At 70.5% G+C, this 17,894-nt stretch carries 20 protein-coding genes; 8 read left to right on the top strand and 12 right to left on the bottom strand.

Annotation, left to right across the window (positions count from 1 at the left end):
* Positions 1–72: 72 nt before the first annotated feature.
* Entirely contained in the window at positions 73–846 is a 774-nt protein-coding gene (locus tag IFR11_RS06930) for an IclR family transcriptional regulator (RefSeq protein WP_191915674.1), read from the bottom strand.
* Between the two features lie 60 nt (positions 847–906).
* Between IFR11_RS06930 and hutH the strand changes: the two genes are divergently transcribed.
* The gene (gene hutH / locus IFR11_RS06935) at positions 907–2,451 is read left to right on the top strand and encodes a histidine ammonia-lyase (protein ID WP_191915675.1); all 1,545 of its coding nucleotides are present in this window, start codon (positions 907–909) and stop codon (positions 2,449–2,451) included.
* Between the two features lie 66 nt (positions 2,452–2,517).
* On the opposite strand, the gene IFR11_RS06940 is transcribed toward hutH, so the two are convergent.
* The 6 genes from IFR11_RS06940 to IFR11_RS06965 form a co-directional block, all read right to left on the bottom strand.
* The gene (locus tag IFR11_RS06940) at positions 2,518–2,982 is read right to left on the bottom strand and encodes a SixA phosphatase family protein (RefSeq protein ID WP_191915676.1); all 465 of its coding nucleotides are present in this window, start codon (positions 2,980–2,982) and stop codon (positions 2,518–2,520) included.
* Complete coding sequence (locus tag IFR11_RS06945) at positions 2,979–3,176, bottom strand: hypothetical protein (RefSeq protein ID WP_191915677.1); 198 nt, start codon at positions 3,174–3,176, stop codon at positions 2,979–2,981. The genes IFR11_RS06940 and IFR11_RS06945 overlap by 4 nt, the downstream gene beginning before the upstream one ends.
* Complete coding sequence (locus tag IFR11_RS06950; RefSeq protein WP_191915678.1) at positions 3,173–3,523, bottom strand: gamma-glutamylcyclotransferase; 351 nt, start codon at positions 3,521–3,523, stop codon at positions 3,173–3,175. The genes IFR11_RS06945 and IFR11_RS06950 overlap by 4 nt, the downstream gene beginning before the upstream one ends.
* A gap of 211 nt (positions 3,524–3,734) precedes the next feature.
* A complete protein-coding gene (locus IFR11_RS06955) occupies positions 3,735–5,009 on the bottom strand; it encodes a DUF445 domain-containing protein (RefSeq protein ID WP_191915679.1) in 1,275 nt (424 codons plus the stop codon).
* Complete coding sequence (locus tag IFR11_RS06960; RefSeq protein WP_055838050.1) at positions 5,009–6,169, bottom strand: acyl-CoA dehydrogenase family protein; 1,161 nt, start codon at positions 6,167–6,169, stop codon at positions 5,009–5,011. Before IFR11_RS06960 ends, IFR11_RS06955 begins: the two co-directional genes overlap by 1 nt.
* A 106-nt stretch (positions 6,170–6,275) precedes the next feature.
* On the bottom strand, positions 6,276–7,028 hold the full coding sequence (locus IFR11_RS06965; RefSeq protein ID WP_191915680.1) for an alpha/beta fold hydrolase: 753 nt from the start codon (positions 7,026–7,028) through the stop codon (positions 6,276–6,278).
* Between the two features lie 127 nt (positions 7,029–7,155).
* Here IFR11_RS06965 and IFR11_RS06970 point away from each other — a divergent pair, with 127 nt between their 5' ends.
* Entirely contained in the window at positions 7,156–7,560 is a 405-nt protein-coding gene (locus IFR11_RS06970; RefSeq protein ID WP_055838046.1) for a hypothetical protein, read from the top strand.
* A 418-nt stretch (positions 7,561–7,978) separates the two neighbouring features.
* Here IFR11_RS06970 and IFR11_RS06975 read toward each other — a convergent pair whose 3' ends face one another.
* On the bottom strand, positions 7,979–9,184 hold the full coding sequence (locus IFR11_RS06975; RefSeq protein ID WP_055838043.1) for an MFS transporter: 1,206 nt from the start codon (positions 9,182–9,184) through the stop codon (positions 7,979–7,981).
* Positions 9,185–9,594: 410 nt separating this feature from the next.
* Here IFR11_RS06975 and nrdH point away from each other — a divergent pair, with 410 nt between their 5' ends.
* The 5 genes from nrdH (at position 9,595) to IFR11_RS07000 (ending at position 13,741) form a co-directional block, all read left to right on the top strand.
* The gene (gene nrdH / locus IFR11_RS06980; RefSeq protein WP_055838040.1) at positions 9,595–9,828 is read left to right on the top strand and encodes a glutaredoxin-like protein NrdH; all 234 of its coding nucleotides are present in this window, start codon (positions 9,595–9,597) and stop codon (positions 9,826–9,828) included.
* A gap of 28 nt (positions 9,829–9,856) precedes the next feature.
* Positions 9,857–10,297, top strand: coding sequence for a class Ib ribonucleoside-diphosphate reductase assembly flavoprotein NrdI (nrdI, locus tag IFR11_RS06985; RefSeq protein ID WP_055838034.1), 441 nt, complete (start codon positions 9,857–9,859; stop codon positions 10,295–10,297).
* On the top strand, positions 10,279–12,447 hold the full coding sequence (gene nrdE, locus IFR11_RS06990; RefSeq protein ID WP_055838031.1) for a class 1b ribonucleoside-diphosphate reductase subunit alpha: 2,169 nt from the start codon (positions 10,279–10,281) through the stop codon (positions 12,445–12,447). The genes nrdI and nrdE overlap by 19 nt, the downstream gene beginning before the upstream one ends.
* 38 nt (positions 12,448–12,485) lie before the next feature.
* Positions 12,486–13,460: a class 1b ribonucleoside-diphosphate reductase subunit beta gene (gene nrdF / locus IFR11_RS06995; protein WP_055838028.1), complete on the top strand. Its 975-nt coding sequence runs from the start codon at positions 12,486–12,488 to the stop codon at positions 13,458–13,460.
* Between the two features lie 116 nt (positions 13,461–13,576).
* On the top strand, positions 13,577–13,741 hold the full coding sequence (locus IFR11_RS07000; protein WP_156459490.1) for a hypothetical protein: 165 nt from the start codon (positions 13,577–13,579) through the stop codon (positions 13,739–13,741).
* Positions 13,742–13,757: 16 nt separating this feature from the next.
* Here IFR11_RS07000 and IFR11_RS07005 read toward each other — a convergent pair whose 3' ends face one another.
* Genes IFR11_RS07005 through IFR11_RS07020 form a run of 4 tightly spaced genes read right to left on the bottom strand, consistent with a single transcriptional unit; the run spans position 13,758 to position 17,113 of the window.
* The gene (locus IFR11_RS07005; RefSeq protein ID WP_191915681.1) at positions 13,758–14,684 is read right to left on the bottom strand and encodes a nucleoside hydrolase; all 927 of its coding nucleotides are present in this window, start codon (positions 14,682–14,684) and stop codon (positions 13,758–13,760) included.
* On the bottom strand, positions 14,681–15,526 hold the full coding sequence (locus IFR11_RS07010) for a PfkB family carbohydrate kinase (protein WP_342030260.1): 846 nt from the start codon (positions 15,524–15,526) through the stop codon (positions 14,681–14,683). The genes IFR11_RS07005 and IFR11_RS07010 overlap by 4 nt, the downstream gene beginning before the upstream one ends.
* A gap of 55 nt (positions 15,527–15,581) precedes the next feature.
* Positions 15,582–16,079 (bottom strand): hypothetical protein, encoded by a 498-nt coding sequence (locus IFR11_RS07015; protein ID WP_156458777.1) that lies wholly within the window; start codon positions 16,077–16,079, stop codon positions 15,582–15,584.
* An 8-nt stretch (positions 16,080–16,087) separates the two neighbouring features.
* On the bottom strand, positions 16,088–17,113 hold the full coding sequence (locus tag IFR11_RS07020; protein ID WP_055839840.1) for an FUSC family protein: 1,026 nt from the start codon (positions 17,111–17,113) through the stop codon (positions 16,088–16,090).
* A 298-nt stretch (positions 17,114–17,411) separates the two neighbouring features.
* Between IFR11_RS07020 and IFR11_RS07025 the strand changes: the two genes are divergently transcribed.
* Positions 17,412–17,876, top strand: a complete 465-nt coding sequence (locus IFR11_RS07025) for a DUF3817 domain-containing protein (protein WP_191915683.1) — start codon at positions 17,412–17,414, stop codon at positions 17,874–17,876.
* Positions 17,877–17,894: the final 18 nt, after the last annotated feature.

Here is a 17,894-nt window from a genome sequence, read left to right on the forward strand (position 1 = left end):
GGCGGCGGGCGGGGACTGAGCTCGCGCGGGCCGGACTCGCGCGGGCCGGGCCGGGAGGCGGGGCGACGAGCCTCAGCCGGGGCGGCCGATCCGGCGGGCCAGCTCCGCGGCCGTCGCCGAAGCCGCCTCGGCGAGGGCGGCGGCGTCGCGCTCCGCGCCCTCGGCCGGCCAGGTGAGAGCCACGGCAGCGGCGGGCCACCCGGTGTGATCCCGCACGGCCGCGGCCACCGAACGGAACCCGGGGGTGACCTCGCCGTCTTCGCTCGCGAACCCGGCGGCGCGCACGTCGCGCAGCATCTCGCGCAGCGCGCGCGGGGTCGCGGGACCGAGACCGTGTCGCTGCGTGAGGGCCGTGGCATCCGGGAACGACGCCCTCACCTGCTCGCGCGGGAGGGCTGCGAGCATCGCGCGTCCCGTCGCGGTGAGGTGCGCGGGCAGGCGCACCCCGACGTCGGTCACCAGCGCGGGGCGGCGCGGGGCGCGCTCCTCGACGATGTACAGCACGTCGCGCCCGGTGAGCACGGCCAGGTGCGCGCTCTCGCCGACGCGGTCCGACAGGGCGGCGAGCAGCGGGCGCCCGAGGCGGGCGAGCGGCTGCTGCCGGGTGTAGCCGCCGCCGAGTTCGAAGGCCGCGGTGCCGAGCCCCCAGCGCCGGTCGCCGGGCAGGTGCACGACGTACCCGTGCTGCTCGAGGGTGGCGAGCAGGTGGTACATGCTCGATCGGGGGATGCCGAGCGTCGTCGCGATCGTCTGCGCGGCGACCGGCCCGGGCTGGCGCGCGAGCAGTGAGAGGATCCGCAGCGTCTGGTCGGCGGCGGGAACCTGCGGGGCAGGAATGTCTGGCATGACAGACACACGATGCCAGATCCCCGCCACACGGGGCCCTCGCCGCGATGGAATCAGGGCATGAACTCGAGCGTCACCGTCGGATCCACCCCCCTCGCCCCCCGCGACGTCGTCGCCGTCGCCCGTCACGACGCCCGCGTCGAGGTGGCCGCCGAGGCGCTGCGCCGGGTCGCCGACAGCCGCTCACTCATCGAGGCGCTCGCCGACGACCCGCAGCCGCACTACGGCATCTCGACGGGCTTCGGCGCCCTTGCGACGACGTTCATCGCCGAGGACCGGCGCGCCCAGCTGCAGGCCAGCCTCATCCGCTCGCACGCCGCCGGCACCGGCGCCGAGGTCGAGCGCGAGGTCGTGCGCGCCCTGATGCTGCTGCGCCTGCAGACCCTCGCGACAGGGCGCACGGGCGTGCGTCCCGCCGTGGTCGAGACGTACGCGGCGCTGCTGACCGCCGGCATCACCCCGGTGGTGCGCGAGTACGGCTCGCTCGGCTGCTCGGGAGACCTGGCCCCGCTGTCGCACGTGGCGCTCGCGGTCATGGGCGAGGGCGAGGTGCGCGACGGCGAAGGACGCGCCACGACGGCCGCCGAGGCGCTCGCCGCTGCCGGCATCGCCCCGCTCGCCCTGCGCGAGAAAGAGGGGCTCGCCCTCATCAACGGCACCGACGGCATGCTGGGCATGCTGCTGCTCGCCCTGCACGACATCGACATGCTGTTGACGACCGCCGACGTGTCGGCCGCGATCTCGATCGAGTCGCAGTTGGGCACCGACGCCGTCTTCGCCGCCGACCTGATGGCTCTTCGTCCCCAGCTCGGTCAGGCCGCGTCGGCGGCGAACCTGCGGGCGTTCCTCGCCGGCTCGCCGATCGTCGCGAGCCACCGGGGCCCGCAGTGCACGCGCGTGCAGGACGCCTACTCGCTGCGCTGCGCGCCCCAGGTGCACGGCGCAGCCCGCGACACGGTGGCGCACGCGGCGGCCGTCGCTGACCGCGAGCTGCTCTCGGCCGTCGACAACCCGGTCGTCACCGTCGATGGGCGCGTCGAGTCGAACGGCAACTTCCACGGCGCCCCGGTGGCCTACGTGCTGGACTTCCTCGCCATCGCGGTCGCCGACGTGGCATCCATGTCGGAGCGACGCACCGACCGCGCGCTCGACGTGGCCCGCAGCAACGGTCTGCCGCCGTTCCTCGCCGACGAGGTGGGCGTCGACAGCGGCCTGATGATCGCGCAGTACGCCGCCGCGGGCATCGTCTCGGAGCTCAAGCGCCTGGCCGTGCCGGCGTCGGTCGATTCGATCCCCTCGAGCGCGATGCAGGAGGACCACGTGTCGATGGGCTGGGCCGGTGCCCGCAAGCTCCGTCGCGCCGTCGACGGGCTCGCCCGTGTGCTCGCCATCGAGGTGATGACCGGATGCCGTGCCCTCGACCTCCGCGCCCCGCTCGCCCCCGCGGTCGCCACCGGCGCCGTGCGCGACCTCGTGCGCACGCGGGTCGCGGGCCCCGGACCCGACCGATTCGTCTCTCCCGAGATCGAGGCCGTCACCGACCTCGTCCTCTCGGGTGCCGTTGCGGAGGCCGCCCTCGCGCGGATCGAATCAGGTCGCGCCTGACCGATACGACGGCAGGTGCCCCGCGCGAAGGGCGGGTGGGTACGCGGGTGCGGCCGACCGCGGCTCTCAGGGCGTCAGCAGCTCGAACTCGTCGGGCGGGGTGGCATCCACGTCGTCCCAAGTTCCTTCGTGCCAGGTGAACACGGCCACGGCGCACGTGACCATGCGCTCGTCGCGATCAGCCAGGCGCGACACCAGCGCGCTCATGCCCGGGTCGTGGGCGACCACCATGACCTCGTCGACGCCGGCGGCGCGGGCGGCGGCCAGCAGATGGTCGGGGTCGGCGAGGTACAGGTCGGCCTGCTCGACGACGTCGACCTCGAACGCCCGGCCGAAGGCCTCGGCGGTCTGGCGGGCGCGCAGTGCCGTGCTCGACAGCAGCACCTCGGGGCGCACGCCCTGACGCACCACGCGGCGCGCCATGACCGGCGCATCTCGGCGTCCCCGGTCGTCGAGCGGGCGGTCATGATCGTCGAGGCCCTCGTCGGCCCAGTCCGATTTTGCGTGTCGCGCGAGGATGAGTTGGATCATCGTCTTTCCGCCAATCCGGGCAGGAGTTCGAGCGTGCACAGCGCGGGAAGCCGCACGGTGCGGGCGTGGTCGGTGTCGGCGCTGGCGGCACCGGGGTGTGAGGCGGGGGAGGGTCGTCGCCCCGCGGTGCGGCCGGCGCGCACGGACACGTCGCCGGCGCGCGGCCGGAGCGGACCCAGGGACAGAGCGCTCATGCGGCCACGTACACCCATGCTCGGATGCCGCTCGCCAGGGTGACCGAGGCACGGCGGTACAGCGACACCTCGTACTCGTCGGCCGCGTCGAGCTCCTCGGCGGTCAACGTCAGGACGCGACCGAACACGCGATCGTGCGCGTCGCCCGTGTGCCGCAGGATCGGGTGCTTGTCGAGGCCCGAGACCTGCGCGACGCGCTCGTCGTCGATGTCGGTCCACTCGAGGCGGTATCCGGGAAGCGCGTCTGCGTCGCCGCCGACGAGGCGGCCGAACGTGTCGAGCTGTACGTCGGGCAGCTGCAGCGTGCCGTAGGTGAAGAGGACCTCGAGCCCCGAACCGTCGCTCACGCGCCCCAGGCTACCCACCCGGTGACCCCGACGGGCGGTGCGACGCGATCGCCGTCACGGCACGGTCGTCGGAGCTGTGCGCCGCGCCGCCGGAGGACGGCCGTCGCGGCCCCGCTCCCGGACCTTCGCGCCGGGCCGCCTCGAGTCGACGGCCCTCTCCGCCCCGCGGCCGGAGCCTCACGCCGGGCTGCCGGGAGACAACACGAGACACTCACGAGCCCCATGCGAGGTGGGCGATCGTGAAGATCGCGAGGCCCGCGAGGGCGCCGACGATCGTGCCGTTCAAGCGGATGTACTGCAGGTCGCGACCGACCATGAGCTCGATCTTCTCGGTCGTCTCTTCGGCGTCCCACCGTTCGACGGTGTCGGTGATGATCGAGGCGATGTCGTGGCGGTAGCGCCCGACGACGAACACGGCGGCGTCGGTCACCCACCCGTCCACCCGCTTCTGCAGGGTCTCGTCGTGCTGCAGGCGGCTCCCGACCTCGGCGAGGGCGGCCGAGGCCCGGCGGCGCAGGGCGCTCTCGGGGTCGGCGAGGGCGCGCAGCAGTCCGCTCTTCGCGGTGTTCCAGGCATCGGCGGCGAGTTGACGCACGCGCGGGCTGTCGAACACCGAGGCCTTGGCCTCTTCGAGGCGCACCATGGTGGCGGGGTCGTGCTGCAGGTTGTCGGCGAGGCGGCGGAGGTAGCCGTCGATCGCCCCGCGAGCCTGGTGCCGCGGGTCGGCGCGCACGGCGTCGACGAATTGCACGGCCTCGCGGTAGACGGTGTCGTCGACGAGTCGCGTGGCCATGCTCGGCACCCACGTCGGCATGCGGCGCGAGACGAGGCCGTCGAAGACCTCGCGGTTGTTGCCGAGCCACACGGCGATGTTGTCGAGAGCGAGGTCGACGGCGCCGTGGTGGGCGCCCGACCCGACGACGCGTTCGAGCCACCCGCCGATCGAGGGGCCCCAGTCGGGCGAGAGCAGGTGCTCGCGGGCGAGGTCTTCGATGAGCGTCTGAACGTCGTCGTCGCTCAGTGCCGTGAGCACGCTGGTCGCGAGCGTCGCGCCCTCGGCGGCGAGGCGGTCGGCGTGCGCGGGCTCGGCGAGCCAGGCTCCCGCGCGGGCGGCGAGCGGCGTGGACTCGAGCTTCGTGCGCACGACGTCGCCCTCGAGGAAGTTGGTCTCGACGAACTCGCCGAGCTGCTTGCCGATCTCGTCCTTGCGTCGGGGGATGATCGCGGTGTGGGGCATGGGAAGGCCCAGCGGATGCCGGAACAGCGCCGTGACGGCGAACCAGTCGGCCAGTGCACCGACCATTCCGCCCTCGGCCGCGGCGCGGACGTACTGCATCCACTCGATTTCGCGCTGCAGCGAGAACGAGATCGCGAAGATGACCGCCATGCCCAGCAGCGCACCGAGGGCGACGCCCTTCATCACGCGTAGCGCGCGGCGGCGTTCCTGGTCGGCCGGGCTGAGCAGGGTCGACGGGGTGCGGGCCATCACGCGGTCACCGGCCCGAGCCAGGCCGAGGCGGCGGTGGAGTGCGCCGATTCGGGATCGGAGGGATGGAACATGCCGGCGAGGACGTCTCGGTAGAGGCGGCTCAGCTCGGTGCGCGAGAAGTACGCCGATCCGCCGGCGACGAGGACCGCATCGTCGACGACCGACTTGGCCATGGTGACGGCGCGGTGCTTGACGCCGGCCAGCAGCGAGAACCACCGGGAGCCGTGGTCGACCACCGCGTCGACGTCGGCGCTCAGGGCGGCGAGCTGCGGGGGCAGCGCCTCGTAGGCGATCGCCATTCCGGCGACGCGTCGACGGATGTCGGGGTCGTTCGCGTACGTCGTGCCCGTCTTCTTCGACCGCTTCGACGTCGCCGCCTCGACCGCGAGGTCGAGCGCGCGCCGGGCGATGCCCGTGTAGACCGATGCGAGCAGGATCTCGAAGACGGCGAAGATGCCGAAGACGAGGGCGTCGGGCTGCGGTCCGGGATCGATGCGCCGCACGACGCGGTCGGCCGATGCGCGGGCGTGGCGCAGGTCGGTGGTGCGGCTCTGCGTTCCGCGCATGCCGAGGGTGTCCCAGTCGTCGCGGGTGACGACGGCCTCGTCACGGTCGAGGAAGGCGAACACCATCTTCGGTGCGTCGGGCGACGTGGTGTCGAGCCCGTGGACGCCCAGATGGGTCCACACCGGCGAGAGCGAGGTGAAGATCTTCGTGCCGGTGAAGGCATACCCACCGTCGCCGTCGGGGACGGCGTCGGTGTCGCTGCCGAAGAGCACCAGGTCGTTGCCGGCCTCGCTGATGCCGAAGGCGAACACCTCGCCCGCGGCGGCCCCGCGCTGGACGAACTCGAGGTCGTCGATCCCACGATCGCGCAGCACCTTCGCCACCCCGGTCCACACCAGGTGCATGTTGATCGCGAGCGCGGTCGCCGGGGCGGCCCCCGCCAGGCGCTGCTGCAGCACCGACGCGTCGGCCAGGGTCAGTCCCGCGCCGCCGAGCTCCGCCGGCACCAGGATGCCGAGATACCCGGCCGCGCGCAGCTCGTCGAGGTCGTCGTGCGGAAAGGTGTTGTCGCGGTCGTGCACCACGGCCCGCTCGCGGATGCGCGCGAGGAGGTCATCGGGCAGGTACTGCGCCGGATCGAACGGGGTCATGGCATCCATTCTGCTCGGGTGCGCCGACATCGCGGGCGGGGTGGCAGCGGGTGCCGAAAGCTGCAGCACGATCCGACGCCGCTCCGGCCGTCGTCACCGGGGCCTGTCACGCCAGCGCGGCGAGAAGGGCGGCGATCGCGGCCTCGGGGCGATCACGGTGAGGTGAGTGCCCCGCCCCCGCGACGATCTCGAGGGTGATGACCGGGTTCTGCAGGACCTCGGCGGCCAGGTCACCGGTGAAGATCGAGTGCACGGCGGGGTCGGCGCCGATGATGCGCGTCGGCAAAGCGAGGGCGGCGGCCTGCGCGCGGACGTCCCAGATGTCGTTCTGCGTGCTCGTCTGCTCGACGGCCCACCGGCTCGCGCGCCGCGTCGCCCGCGCCTTCAGCTCCACGTCGATCGGATGCCAGGTGGGATGCGCCGCGCGCACGGCCTCTTCGCTCGGGTCGGCGAACGACTGCTCCTGACTCGCTCTGACGATCGCGCGGTCGTCGTCGGACAACCGGATCGCGGGGTCGACGAGCACGAGTCGACGCGTCCACGAACGGTCGTTCGCGGCGGCCACCGTGGCGGCCGCCCCGCCGAGGGAATGCCCGACCACCGCGTCCCACGCGCCCCCGCCCGCCGGCACCGTGCCCGACAGGTCGGCGGCGTACGCGTCGATGCGGTAGTCGAGGGTGCGCGGGGCGTCACCGTGTCCGCGCAGATCGACGGCCACGGCGTGCCATCCCGCGTCGGCCAACGCCGAGGCGTACCGCCACATCAGGGCGCCGTCGGAGCCGAGACCGTGCGCGAGCAGCACCCGCGGTCCGCGGGGATCGCCCCACGACAGGCGGGGCAGGGTGACGGGGGAGGTCATGGCATCCATTCTGCTCGTCGCTCGCGCTCGCCGGAGCGCGCGGAGACGCATGGCGTCAGGGGGAATCGATCGCGTCCGCGTGCACGCTTCGGCCCGGCATCGCGCGACGGCCCCCAGAATGGATGCCATGATCTCGACCGAGATGGCCCTGGCCCTGCGCGAGGCGGGATTGGTGTGGCATCCCCGCTCCGGCGACCGTTTCCAGCTCGACGAGCCCGAGTTCGAGGCCGACGTCTTCACAGTCAGCGAGATGACCGTCGAACCCCGCGACTATCCGACCGGGCGCATCCTCGCATTCAACGGCACGACGGAGTGGGCGCTGGACTCCGTCGCCACCGAGGAAGCGCTGTGGCTGCCGTCGGAGTCGCAGCTGCGCGAGCTGCTGAGGGCGACCTTCCGGTCGCTGCGCCGACTGTCGGACACCTACGAGGTCGAGATCTCGGTCGCGGGCGCCTCGCTCGTCTTCGACCACCCCGAGCCGGCCGACGCGTACGCGCTCGCCGTGTTGGAGCTGCTGCGGCGGACGCAGTGACGTCGGCGTAGCGGCGTCTACGCGGGGGTGTGTGGGGCGCGGGCGTTCGCGTGTGGGTGTTTGGGTGCGGGGCTTTCGCGTGCGGGCGGATTGCGTGCGGTCGAGTTGCGCGTGTTCGCGTGCGGGTGAGCTGCGTCCGTGCGTTTGAGTGCAGGCGTTCGCGTGTGGGGCGAGCGGAGGGTGAGGGACGAACGGAGGAGGGGATGCCGGTGTCTCGCCCTCCCTTCGTCCCTGGTCCTCCCTTCGTCCCGCGCCGGAGGCGGAGTTCGCGACGGCCGAGACCTGAGCGGGCCAGAGAGTCGGCGCAGGCAGGGGAGCTCGCGCTGGCCGGGGAGCCCGCGCCGGATGCGTGACCCGCGCGGGCAGGGTGAACGTGCGCCGGTGAGGGCGACGGATGCCGGGGATGCGGCATCCGGGCTCAGGTGATGGTCTCGACAGGCTCGGTGTCGGGGATGGGGCTCGAGTCGCGGTGGCGCAGGTCGGGGAAGCCGCGCACGAACACCGCCGCGACGATGAACCCGGCGACGGCGAACGCGGCCGCGGCGACGTAGGCCCCCTGCGGGCCGATGCCGTCGACGAGGAAGCCGGCGACGGCCGAGCCCGCGGCGGCTCCGATGAGCTGCCCCGTGCTGATCCAGCCGTACGCCTCGGCGGTCTCGCTGAACCGCACGCTCGCCGAGGTCATCGCGAACATCACCGCGAGCGCCGGGGCGATGCCCGCGCCGGCGACGAGGAGCGTCGCGCCGATCCACCACGCGTTGAGCGAGAAGACGGTGAGCGAGAGTCCGAGCGCGACGATCGCGAAGCGACGGGCCATGGCCCAGGGACCGATGGGGATGTGGCCGAACGAGAGCCCGCCCGCGAGGCTGCCGACGGCGAAGACGGCGAGGATGAGTCCCGCCTCGAGGCCGCCGTGGTCGAACGTCGCCACGACACCCGCCTCGACCGCGGCGCAGGCGCCGATGAGCAGGAACCCCGTCGCCGTCGCGAGAACGACCGGCGGCTTGCCGAGCACCCGGCCGAGGCCGCGGCGGCTGCGCGGAATGCGCACGCGTCCGACCTCGGGGCTGAGGATGAACCAAGCACCGCCACCGAGCAGGATGACGACGACGAGCAGCAGACCGGGGACGGTGCCGACCTGGGTCGCCACGAGGGTGATGAGCACGGGCGCGAGCACCCAGATGATCTCTTGCAGGGAGGCGTCGAGCGAATACAGGGGAGTGAGCTGCTTCGACGGGACCATCTTGGGGTAGATGGTGCGCACGGCCGACTGCACCGGCGGAGTCGACAGGCCGGCGACCAGGCCCAGGACCATGTACAGGGGCAGGGGCATCTCGATCAGGGCGAGCGTGGCGATGGCGGCGGCGCACACGAGGAGCGTCACCGAGAGCACCCGGCGCATGCCCCAGATGCCCATCCAGCGGCTCGTGACGGGACCGGCGACGGCCTGCCCGATGCTGGTCGCGGCGAGGACCAGGCCCGCGGCCCCATAGGAGCCGGTGACGTGCTCGATGTGCAGCAGAACGGCGAGGCTCGTCATGCCGTTGGGGAAACGCGCCGTCAACTGTGCGGCGATGATGCGACCCACGCCGGGGGTCTGGAGGAGTTCGCGGTAGCCGGCCACCGCACAACGCTATCTCCCCCCTCCGACATCGGGGAACGGCGGTGTTCCGACCCCGGGCGACGAGGGGGAAGGGCCCACCGGGGCGACACGCCCGCGACACGCCGGAGAGTGGATCGGCCGACCTGTGCAATGTCGGAACCCCTCGCTAGCGTCCGATCTGTGGACAAGTCGGCGCGCCGCTGTTAACAACCGCGGAATCGCGCCGGTCGAACGGCTTCGGAGAGGAGTGGGATCTGTGGATGAAATCGTGGACAACCTGTGTTGTACATGGGGAGAGGCGGTGGAAAATCACACGGATGTAACTACTACCCCTTGTGGTGACTTCCGATGTCGGTCCCCATATGTAGTATTGAGGTCCCGGCTAGCCCTGCTTGCTCGGACGAAGAATTTTCAGGGGAGAGAGAGACAACATGGCGATCACGGTCTACACCAAGCCGTCCTGCGTCCAGTGCACCGCGACCTACCGTGCGCTCGACTCGAAGGGCATCGAATACAACGTGCTCGACCTGTCAGAAGACCCGTCGGCACTCGAGCAGGTCAAGTCGCTCGGCTACCTGCAGGCCCCCGTCGTCATCACCGACGAGGACCACTGGTCGGGCTTCCGTCCCGACAAGATCGATGAGCTCGCCTCGCGCCTCGCTTGATCCCTCGACAGCCTCGACGACTCCCGTCATGAGCGCTGTCCTGTCGGCGACCGAGGCTCCGCTGCTGGTCTACTTCTCGAGCGTGTCGGGCAACACCGCACGTTTCATCGAGAAGCTCGGCAAGCGGGCCGTGCGCATTCCGATGCGACCGATCGATCCGCCCCTCCACGTCGACGAACCCTTCGTGCTGGTCACCCCCACCTATGGCGGGGGTGCCGGCCGGGGCGTCGAGAAGGGCGCGGTCCCCAAGCAGGTCATCCGCTTCCTCAACGAGGAGCGGAACCGACGCAACATCCGCGGCGTCATCTCCGCGGGGAACACGAACTTCGGCGACGCATTCTGCCTCGCCGGCGACATCATCAGCCGCAAGTGCACCGTGCCGCACCTGTACCGGCTGGAAGTATTCGGCACGCCAGACGACGTCGAGCGCGTCACCCAGGGATTGGAACGATGGTGGAAGCTGAACTGACCGACGTGCACTTCAAGGCGGAATTCAAGACCGAGGCCCGTTTCGAGGGGCTGGACTACCACGCCCTGAACGCGATGCTGAACCTGTACGACGCCGACGGCAACATCCAGTTCGATGCCGACAAGCGGGCGGCGCGGGAGTACTTCCTGCAGCACGTCAACCAGAACACCGTGTTCTTCCACTCGCTCAAGGAGCGCCTCGACTACCTCGTCGAGAAGGAGTACTACGAGCCGACCGTGCTCGCGAAGTACTCGATGGACTTCATCCAGGAGCTCAACGACCGCGCCTACGGCGCCAAGTTCCGTTTCGAGACCTTCCTCGGCGCGTTCAAGTACTACACGAGCTACACGCTCAAGACCTTCGACGGAAAGCGCTACCTCGAGCGCTTCGAGGACCGCGTCGTCATGACCGCCCTCGCCCTCGCCGACGGCGACCCGCGTCTCGCGGTGCAGCTGGTCGACGAGATCATCTCGGGACGCTTCCAGCCCGCCACCCCGACGTTCCTCAACGCCGGCAAGGCGCAGCGCGGCGAACTCGTCTCGTGCTTCCTGCTGCGCATCGAAGACAACATGGAGTCGATCGCCCGCGGCATCAACTCCGCCCTGCAGCTGTCGAAGCGCGGCGGCGGCGTGGCCCTCCTGCTGTCGAACATCCGCGAGTCGGGTGCGCCGATCAAGCAGATCGAGAACCAGTCCTCGGGCATCATCCCCGTGATGAAGCTCCTCGAAGACAGCTTCAGCTACGCCAATCAGCTCGGCGCCCGCCAGGGTGCCGGTGCGGTGTACCTCAACGCCCACCACCCCGACATCCTGCGCTTCCTCGACACCAAGCGTGAGAACGCCGACGAGAAGATCCGCATCAAGACGCTCTCGCTGGGTGTCGTCATCCCCGACATCACGTTCGAGCTCGCCAAGAACGGCGAAGACATGTACCTCTTCTCGCCGTACGACGTCGAGAAGGTCTACGGCAAGCCGTTCGGCGACATCTCGGTCACCGACAAGTACCGCGAGATGGTCGACGACCCGCGCATCAAGAAGACGAAGATCAACGCGCGCGAGTTCTTCCAGACCCTCGCCGAGATCCAGTTCGAGTCGGGCTACCCGTACATCATGTTCGAAGACACGGTGAACAAGGCGAACCCCATCGCCGGCCGCATCAACATGTCGAACCTGTGCTCCGAGATCCTGCAGGTCAACACCCCGACGACGTACAACGAAGACCTCTCGTACGACACCATCGGCAAGGACATCTCCTGCAACCTGGGCTCGATGAACATCGCCCTGGCGATGGACGGCGGCGACCTGGGCCTCACGGTCGAGACCGCGATCCGCGCCCTCACCGCCGTGAGCGTGCAGAGCCACATCGCCTCGGTGCGCTCGATCGAAGACGGCAACGACCGCTCGCACGCCATCGGCCTCGGCCAGATGAACCTGCACGGTTACCTCGCTCGTGAGCACGTGTACTACGGCTCCGAAGAGGGTATCGACTTCACGAACATCTACTTCTACACGGTGCTGTTCCACGCGCTGCGGGCATCGAACCGCCTCGCCATCGAGCGTGGCGCGGCCTTCGACGGCTTCGAGAACTCGACGTACGCGTCGGGGGAGTTCTTCGACAAGTACACCGACCAGGTGTGGGTGCCGCAGACGGCGAAGGCGACCGAGCTGTTCGCGGGCGTGCAGATCCCCACGCAGGACGACTGGCGTGAGCTGAAGGCCTCGGTGCAGGCCCACGGCATCTACAACCAGAACCTGCAGGCCGTGCCGCCGACCGGGTCGATCTCGTACATCAACAACTCCACGAGCTCGATCCATCCGATCGCCTCGAAGATCGAGATCCGCAAGGAAGGCAAGCTCGGTCGCGTCTACTACCCGGCTCCGTTCATGACGAACGAGAACCTGGAGTACTACCAGGACGCCTACGAGATCGGCTACGAGAAGGTCATCGACACGTACGCCGCGGCCACGCAGCACGTCGACCAGGGCCTGTCGCTGACGCTGTTCTTCAAGGACACCGTCACCACCCGCGACATCAACAAGGCCCAGATCTACGCGTGGCGCAAGGGCATCAAGACCATCTACTACATCCGTCTGCGTCAGCTGGCGCTCGAGGGCACCGACATGACCGAGTGCGTCTCGTGCATGCTCTGAGCCGCTGACCATCCACCGATAGAGGACGCAGGAACGCCATGGCTGAAAAGCTGCAGCTGCTGAACCACGTGCAGGCCATCAACTGGAACCGCATCCAAGACGACAAGGACCTCGAGGTCTGGAACCGTCTGGTGAACAACTTCTGGCTCCCCGAGAAGGTGCCGCTGTCGAACGACATCCAGTCGTGGAACACGCTCACCCCCGAAGAGCAGACGCTCACCATGCGCGTGTTCACGGGGCTCACGCTCCTCGACACGATCCAGGGCACGGTCGGCGCGGTCTCGCTCATCCCCGATGCGCTCACCCCGCACGAGGAAGCCGTCTACACGAACATCGCGTTCATGGAGTCGGTGCACGCCAAGAGCTACTCGTCGATCTTCTCGACGCTGTGCTCGACGAAAGAGATCGACGAGGCGTTCCGCTGGTCGACCGAGAACGAGTTCCTTCAGAAGAAGGCGCGCATCGTCATGGACTACTACCGTGGCGACGACCCGCTCAAGCGCAAGGTCGCCTCGACCCTGCTCGAGTCGTTCCTGTTCTACTCGGGCTTCTACCTGCCGATGCACTGGTCGAGCCGGGCGAAGCTCACGAACACGGCCGACCTGATCCGCCTCATCATCCGCGACGAGGCCGTGCACGGGTATTACATCGGCTACAAGTTCCAGCGCGGACTCGAGACGGTCGATGAGGCACGTCGTCAGGACCTCAAGGACTACACCTTCTCGCTCATGTACGAGCTCTACGACAACGAGGTGCAGTACACGCAGAGCCTGTACGACTCGGTCGGACTCAGCGAAGACGTGAAGAAGTTCCTGCACTACAACGCCAACAAGGCGCTGATGAACCTCGGCTACGAGGCGATGTTCCCGTCGTCGGTGACGAACGTGAACCCCGCGATCCTGTCGGCCCTCTCGCCCAACGCCGACGAGAACCACGACTTCTTCAGCGGGTCGGGTTCGTCGTACGTCATCGGCAAGGCCGAGGCGACGGAAGACGACGACTGGGACTTCTGAGTTCCGGCACACCCCGCATCACCACGAAGCCCGCCCCGCGTCTCGCGAGGCGGGCTTCGTCGTTCTCACCGCAACGACCGACGCCCCGACCTCCCGACGCTCGTACGCTGGACACCATGGCCCACGACGACGAACAGGAACAACGCGCACTGCGGTCGATCGAGGCCATCAACGCCGGCGCGAACATCGGCGACGAGGCATTCCAGCTCGCGAACGAGTTCACCGACCGTCACACCGGTCGCATGACGGCCTGGTTGAAGCGCCGCTTGCACCGCTCCTGAACCGACGGCCGCAGCCTCAGCCCGGCCACTCCCGCGATTCCAGCCGTTCCAGCAGCACCTCGACCGCGGACCCCTCCATGCCGCGCACCCACCGCTGCGTCGACGAACCGCGCGACGACACCGTGCGCCCACGCTCGCCGCGTTCGAGCCGTACCTCGACCTGTCCCGACGAGACGCTGACCCCGCGCAGCACCCCCGCAGCCACCATCGCGGCGAGCGGGTCGTGCAGCGCGCAGCGACGGTCGGGGAACACGCGGCCCGCGTAGAAGTCGAGGTACAGCGGCAGCATTGCGGCCAACGCCTGCGGCAGAGCGCCGGGGATCGCTTCGAGGCGCACGAGGTCGGTGGCATCCATGGTCTGCGTCATCGTCACGTCGAGGGGGACGAGCGTGGTGTCCCAGTCCTGCGCGAGAACGACGGCGGCCGCTTCGGGGTCGTTGTAGATGTTCGCCTCGGCCCACGCGGTGACGTTGCCCGAGTGGGCGAACGCGCCGCCCATGACGACGAGACGGTCGAACCGGGCGACGCCGGGGGCCTCGGCGTACGCGGCGAGGTTCGTCAGCGGCCCGAGGGCGAGCACAGTGAGATCCGGATGCCGGGTGGCCGCGTGGTCGATCAGCTCGACGGCGGCGCGGGCATCGTGCGCCCGGGCTGCGGCCGTCAGCGCGATGCCGCCGAGCCCGTCCTCGCCGTGCACGTGGGGCGCGCCGCCGGCGTAGGCGCGGCCGCGGAAGTCGTGGGCGCCGACGGCCACGGGGATGTCGTTCTCGCCGGCGAGCTCGAAGAGCGAGAGGGTGTTGGCGGCGGCGCGGGCGGCATCCGTGTTGCCGGAGACCGTCGTCACCCCGACGATCTCGACGCTCGGTTCGGCCAGCAGGTACGCCAGGGCGAGGGCGTCGTCGATGCCGGTGTCGCAGTCGACGAGGATCGGGCGGCGGGTCATGCGGACGCTCCGTACGTGTCGAGGGGGCCGAGCGCCGGCTGCGAGGCCTCGTCGGCGGCGGCCGCCGACCCCACCGCGCAGGCGCGCGCCAGGGCGTCGGCCTCGGAGTCTTCCCGGAGCAGCCCGACGACGAGAGCCGCGCAGAACGCATCGCCCGCGCCGACGGTGTTGCGCACGGTCGTGGCGACACCGGCGGCTGCGGCCACGAGCTCGCCGTGACGGAACAGCCGTGCGCCGTCGGCGCCGAGCGTCACGCAGAGCAGGGGAGCGTCGTGCACCTCGGGCAATTGCGCGTACTCGGTCTCGTTGACGATCACGAGGTCGCATCGCTCGAGCACTCCGGCGGGGAGCGGGCGGGCGGGGGCGGCGTTGAGGGCGAAGAAGCCGGCGGCGGCCGCGGCGGCCGAGACGACGGCATCCGACACCTCGAGCTGCATCAGCACCGCGGCGCCCGGCTCGATCCCGAGCGTCGTCGCGTCGATGGCGGCGTTCGCGCCGGCGCACACGACGATCGAGTTCTCACCCGTCGCGTCGACCACGATGAGGGCGGTGCCGGTCGCGGCCCCGGCGGTCTGCACGCCCGATGCGTCGACGCCGACCGCGGCGAGCCGATCAAGGATGCCACGACCGTCGGCGTCGTCGCCCACCGCGCCGATCAGCCGCACGGCGGCGCCCAGCCGGGCGGCCGCGACCGCCTGGTTGGCACCCTTGCCGCCGGGGCCGCGTTGCAGCACGCCGTCGGCGACCGTCTCTCCGGCAGCGGGAGCGCGCTCGACGCGGGCGGTGAGGTCGACGTTGACGGCGCCGACGACGGTGAGGGGCGGGGAGGAACCGGGGGTCACGAGAACCCACCCTCGCACGACCCGCCGACAATCGGGGTGACGCGGCCGGACGGCCTCAGTGCAACAGCAGCTTCGCCACGATCAGCAGTCCCGAGATGACCACGGATCCGATCGCGGTGAGCACCACGGCGACGGCGGGGTAGCCGCGCAGCCGCGCTCCGGCGGTGGCGACGACGACGAGGTAGGCCATGGCCACGCCGACGCCCCAGAGCAGGGCCGTCTGCAGGTCGGCCCCCGCGGCGGACAGCGCGACGACCACCAGCAGTGGCAGGAAGGTCACCGAGACCATCGGCGCACCGACCGCGAGGTGGTGCCGGACGATCTGCCACGGACGCTTCGACGACACGTCGCCCAGGGAGTACGCGAAGACGTGGGTGGCGAAGTACACGACGTTTGTGAGCGCCACCACGGCGATGACGTCGCTGAGTTCGGCGTTGCCGAGACCGATGAGAGTGGATGCCGAGACGAGGGCGCCGTAGCATCCCGCGCTGATGCGTTCGGCGGCGTCGTGTCCGAGGGCGCGGCGCGCGGGCGAGTCGTGGTGGTCGTTCATGTCGGGGGTCACCCTAGCGAGGAACGGCGGCGGAGCACCGCCGACACGATCGCGACAATCGTTCCCACCGCGACGCCGATGATCGTCTCGATCACCCGGTCGCGCAGCAGCAGGTCGGGGCCCACCGGCGACGCGAGCGACACCATGAGCAGCGCGAGCGGGGTGATGAAGATCATCGCGATGCCGTAGTTGCGGCCGACGAACAGCTCGGCCCCGGCCTGCAGGGCGACGGCGATCACGATGACGAGCCACGGCGGCAGGTGCAGGGCGAGCAATCCCGCCGCGATCAGCACGCCGAGCAGTGTGCCCACCAGTCGCTGCACCCCGCGGATGAGGCGCGCGGTCACGTGCGCCCCGCCGACGGCGGCGACGGCGCCGACCATGGCCCAGTACCAGTGGGTGCCGACCAGCAGTGCGCCGGCGATGCCCGCGAGCAGCGCGGCGACGCCGACCGTGGCGGTCATCTCCCACGCGACGGCGCCGATCGGCGGGCGCGGGCGGGCGGGACGCTGCCACGATCCGCGACGTACCACCACGGACACCGCCGAGACGAGCAGGCTCCACAGCACGCTCGCACCGCCGACGACCAGCACCGTGACGAACGTCGAGGCCGTGGCGGGGAAGCTCGCGGTCGCACCCGCGGCGAACACCGCGAACAGCGCTCCGGGCGGGTGCCACTGCTTGCGGTAGGCGAACAGCGTCACGGCCGCCGCGAGCACGGCGACGACCGCCACGCTCCCCAGCGCCGGGGTGGACAGGAACGACACGGCGGTGCCCACGAGCATCGATGCCAACAGCATGCCGCCGGCCGTCGCCTGCATGCGCAGGCGCACCCGCGGCACGTCGTTGCGGCCGTACAGCGCGGCGAAGGCGCCGAAGCTCGCGTAGACGCTGAGGTCGAGGCGACCGAGCAGCAGGAGCACCAGCAGCGGGACGCCGACGCTGATCACGGCACGCACAGCGACGCGATGATCGCCCTGTCGCGGTCCCACCCGGATGACTCCGGTCCACACGCGCCCCCGGGATTCCGCCATTGCTTCAGCCTACGCGCCGCGCAACGGGCGATCGGGGGACGGCGTCAAGGGTGTGGCATCCCTCTCACTTTCTGATGGTGTGGAGGAATGGATGCCGAACGCGAGAAGCCCCCGATCGAACCCGGCCCCGAGCCCGACACCTCGACCGCCGCCGAGGGGGAGAAGTCGGATCCCTCACTCGACGGCGAGGACCAGCCCATCGAGTGAGTCCTCGTCGTCGTTCGACGTCGAACGGTCGGCGGGCATCGCCGCCGCGCAGCCCGTAGGGTGGGAGGCCCCGACCCGAACGAGGAGAGACGTGTTCCGCACGCCCCTGACCCTGTTTCGCACGCTCGCGATCGCCGAGGCGATCTCGTGGACACTGCTGATCGCGGGACTGATCCTGCGTGCCACGGTCGATCTGCCCATCGCGGTGTCGATCGGGGGCGGCATCCACGGTTTCGTGTTCCTCGCCTACGGCGCGACCGCGGTGCTCGTCGCCCTGAACCAGCGGTGGGGCCTCGGGCCCGCGGCGGTCGCGGTCGTGAGCGCCGTCATCCCCTACGCGACGATCCCCACCGAGATCTGGCTGCAGCGCAGCGGCCGCCTGCGCGGAGCCTGGCGTCGCGACGCGGGCGACGACCAGCGGGATCGCCGGCCGATCGACCGGCTGCTGCGCTTCTTCCTGCGTCGACCCTGGGTGCTGGCGGCGGTGCTGATCGCCGTGGTCGCCGTGGTGTTCGTGGTGCTGCTGGTCGTGGGCCCCCCGGGCGGTAAGGGCTGACACTCGTCGCGTGCGCGG

It is taken from the genome of Microbacterium sp. CFBP 8801 (genome assembly GCF_014839455.1).
GTDB lineage: Bacteria > Actinomycetota > Actinomycetes > Actinomycetales > Microbacteriaceae > Microbacterium.

Bases quoted from the DNA above. Each gene is read 5' to 3' on its own strand.
- IFR11_RS07000 (WP_156459490.1), top strand. From the start codon at position 13,577: ATGGCCCACGACGACGAACAGGAACAACGCGCACTGCGGTCGATCGAG.
- IFR11_RS06940 (WP_191915676.1), bottom strand. From the start codon at position 2,982: ATGATCCAACTCATCCTCGCGCGACACGCAAAATCGGACTGGGCCGAC.
- nrdI (WP_055838034.1), top strand. From the start codon at position 9,857: ATGAGCGCTGTCCTGTCGGCGACCGAGGCTCCGCTGCTGGTCTACTTC.
- hutH (WP_191915675.1), top strand. From the start codon at position 907: ATGAACTCGAGCGTCACCGTCGGATCCACCCCCCTCGCCCCCCGCGAC.
- IFR11_RS07015 (WP_156458777.1), bottom strand. From the start codon at position 16,079: ATGAACGACCACCACGACTCGCCCGCGCGCCGCGCCCTCGGACACGAC.
- nrdF (WP_055838028.1), top strand. From the start codon at position 12,486: ATGGCTGAAAAGCTGCAGCTGCTGAACCACGTGCAGGCCATCAACTGG.
- IFR11_RS07005 (WP_191915681.1), bottom strand. From the start codon at position 14,684: ATGACCCGCCGCCCGATCCTCGTCGACTGCGACACCGGCATCGACGAC.
- IFR11_RS06955 (WP_191915679.1), bottom strand. From the start codon at position 5,009: ATGGCCCGCACCCCGTCGACCCTGCTCAGCCCGGCCGACCAGGAACGC.
- IFR11_RS06945 (WP_191915677.1), bottom strand. From the start codon at position 3,176: ATGAGCGCTCTGTCCCTGGGTCCGCTCCGGCCGCGCGCCGGCGACGTG.
- nrdH (WP_055838040.1), top strand. From the start codon at position 9,595: ATGGCGATCACGGTCTACACCAAGCCGTCCTGCGTCCAGTGCACCGCG.
- IFR11_RS06970 (WP_055838046.1), top strand. From the start codon at position 7,156: ATGATCTCGACCGAGATGGCCCTGGCCCTGCGCGAGGCGGGATTGGTG.
- nrdE (WP_055838031.1), top strand. From the start codon at position 10,279: ATGGTGGAAGCTGAACTGACCGACGTGCACTTCAAGGCGGAATTCAAG.
- IFR11_RS06965 (WP_191915680.1), bottom strand. From the start codon at position 7,028: ATGACCTCCCCCGTCACCCTGCCCCGCCTGTCGTGGGGCGATCCCCGC.
- IFR11_RS06960 (WP_055838050.1), bottom strand. From the start codon at position 6,169: ATGACCCCGTTCGATCCGGCGCAGTACCTGCCCGATGACCTCCTCGCG.
- IFR11_RS07020 (WP_055839840.1), bottom strand. From the start codon at position 17,113: ATGGCGGAATCCCGGGGGCGCGTGTGGACCGGAGTCATCCGGGTGGGA.
- IFR11_RS06930 (WP_191915674.1), bottom strand. From the start codon at position 846: ATGCCAGACATTCCTGCCCCGCAGGTTCCCGCCGCCGACCAGACGCTG.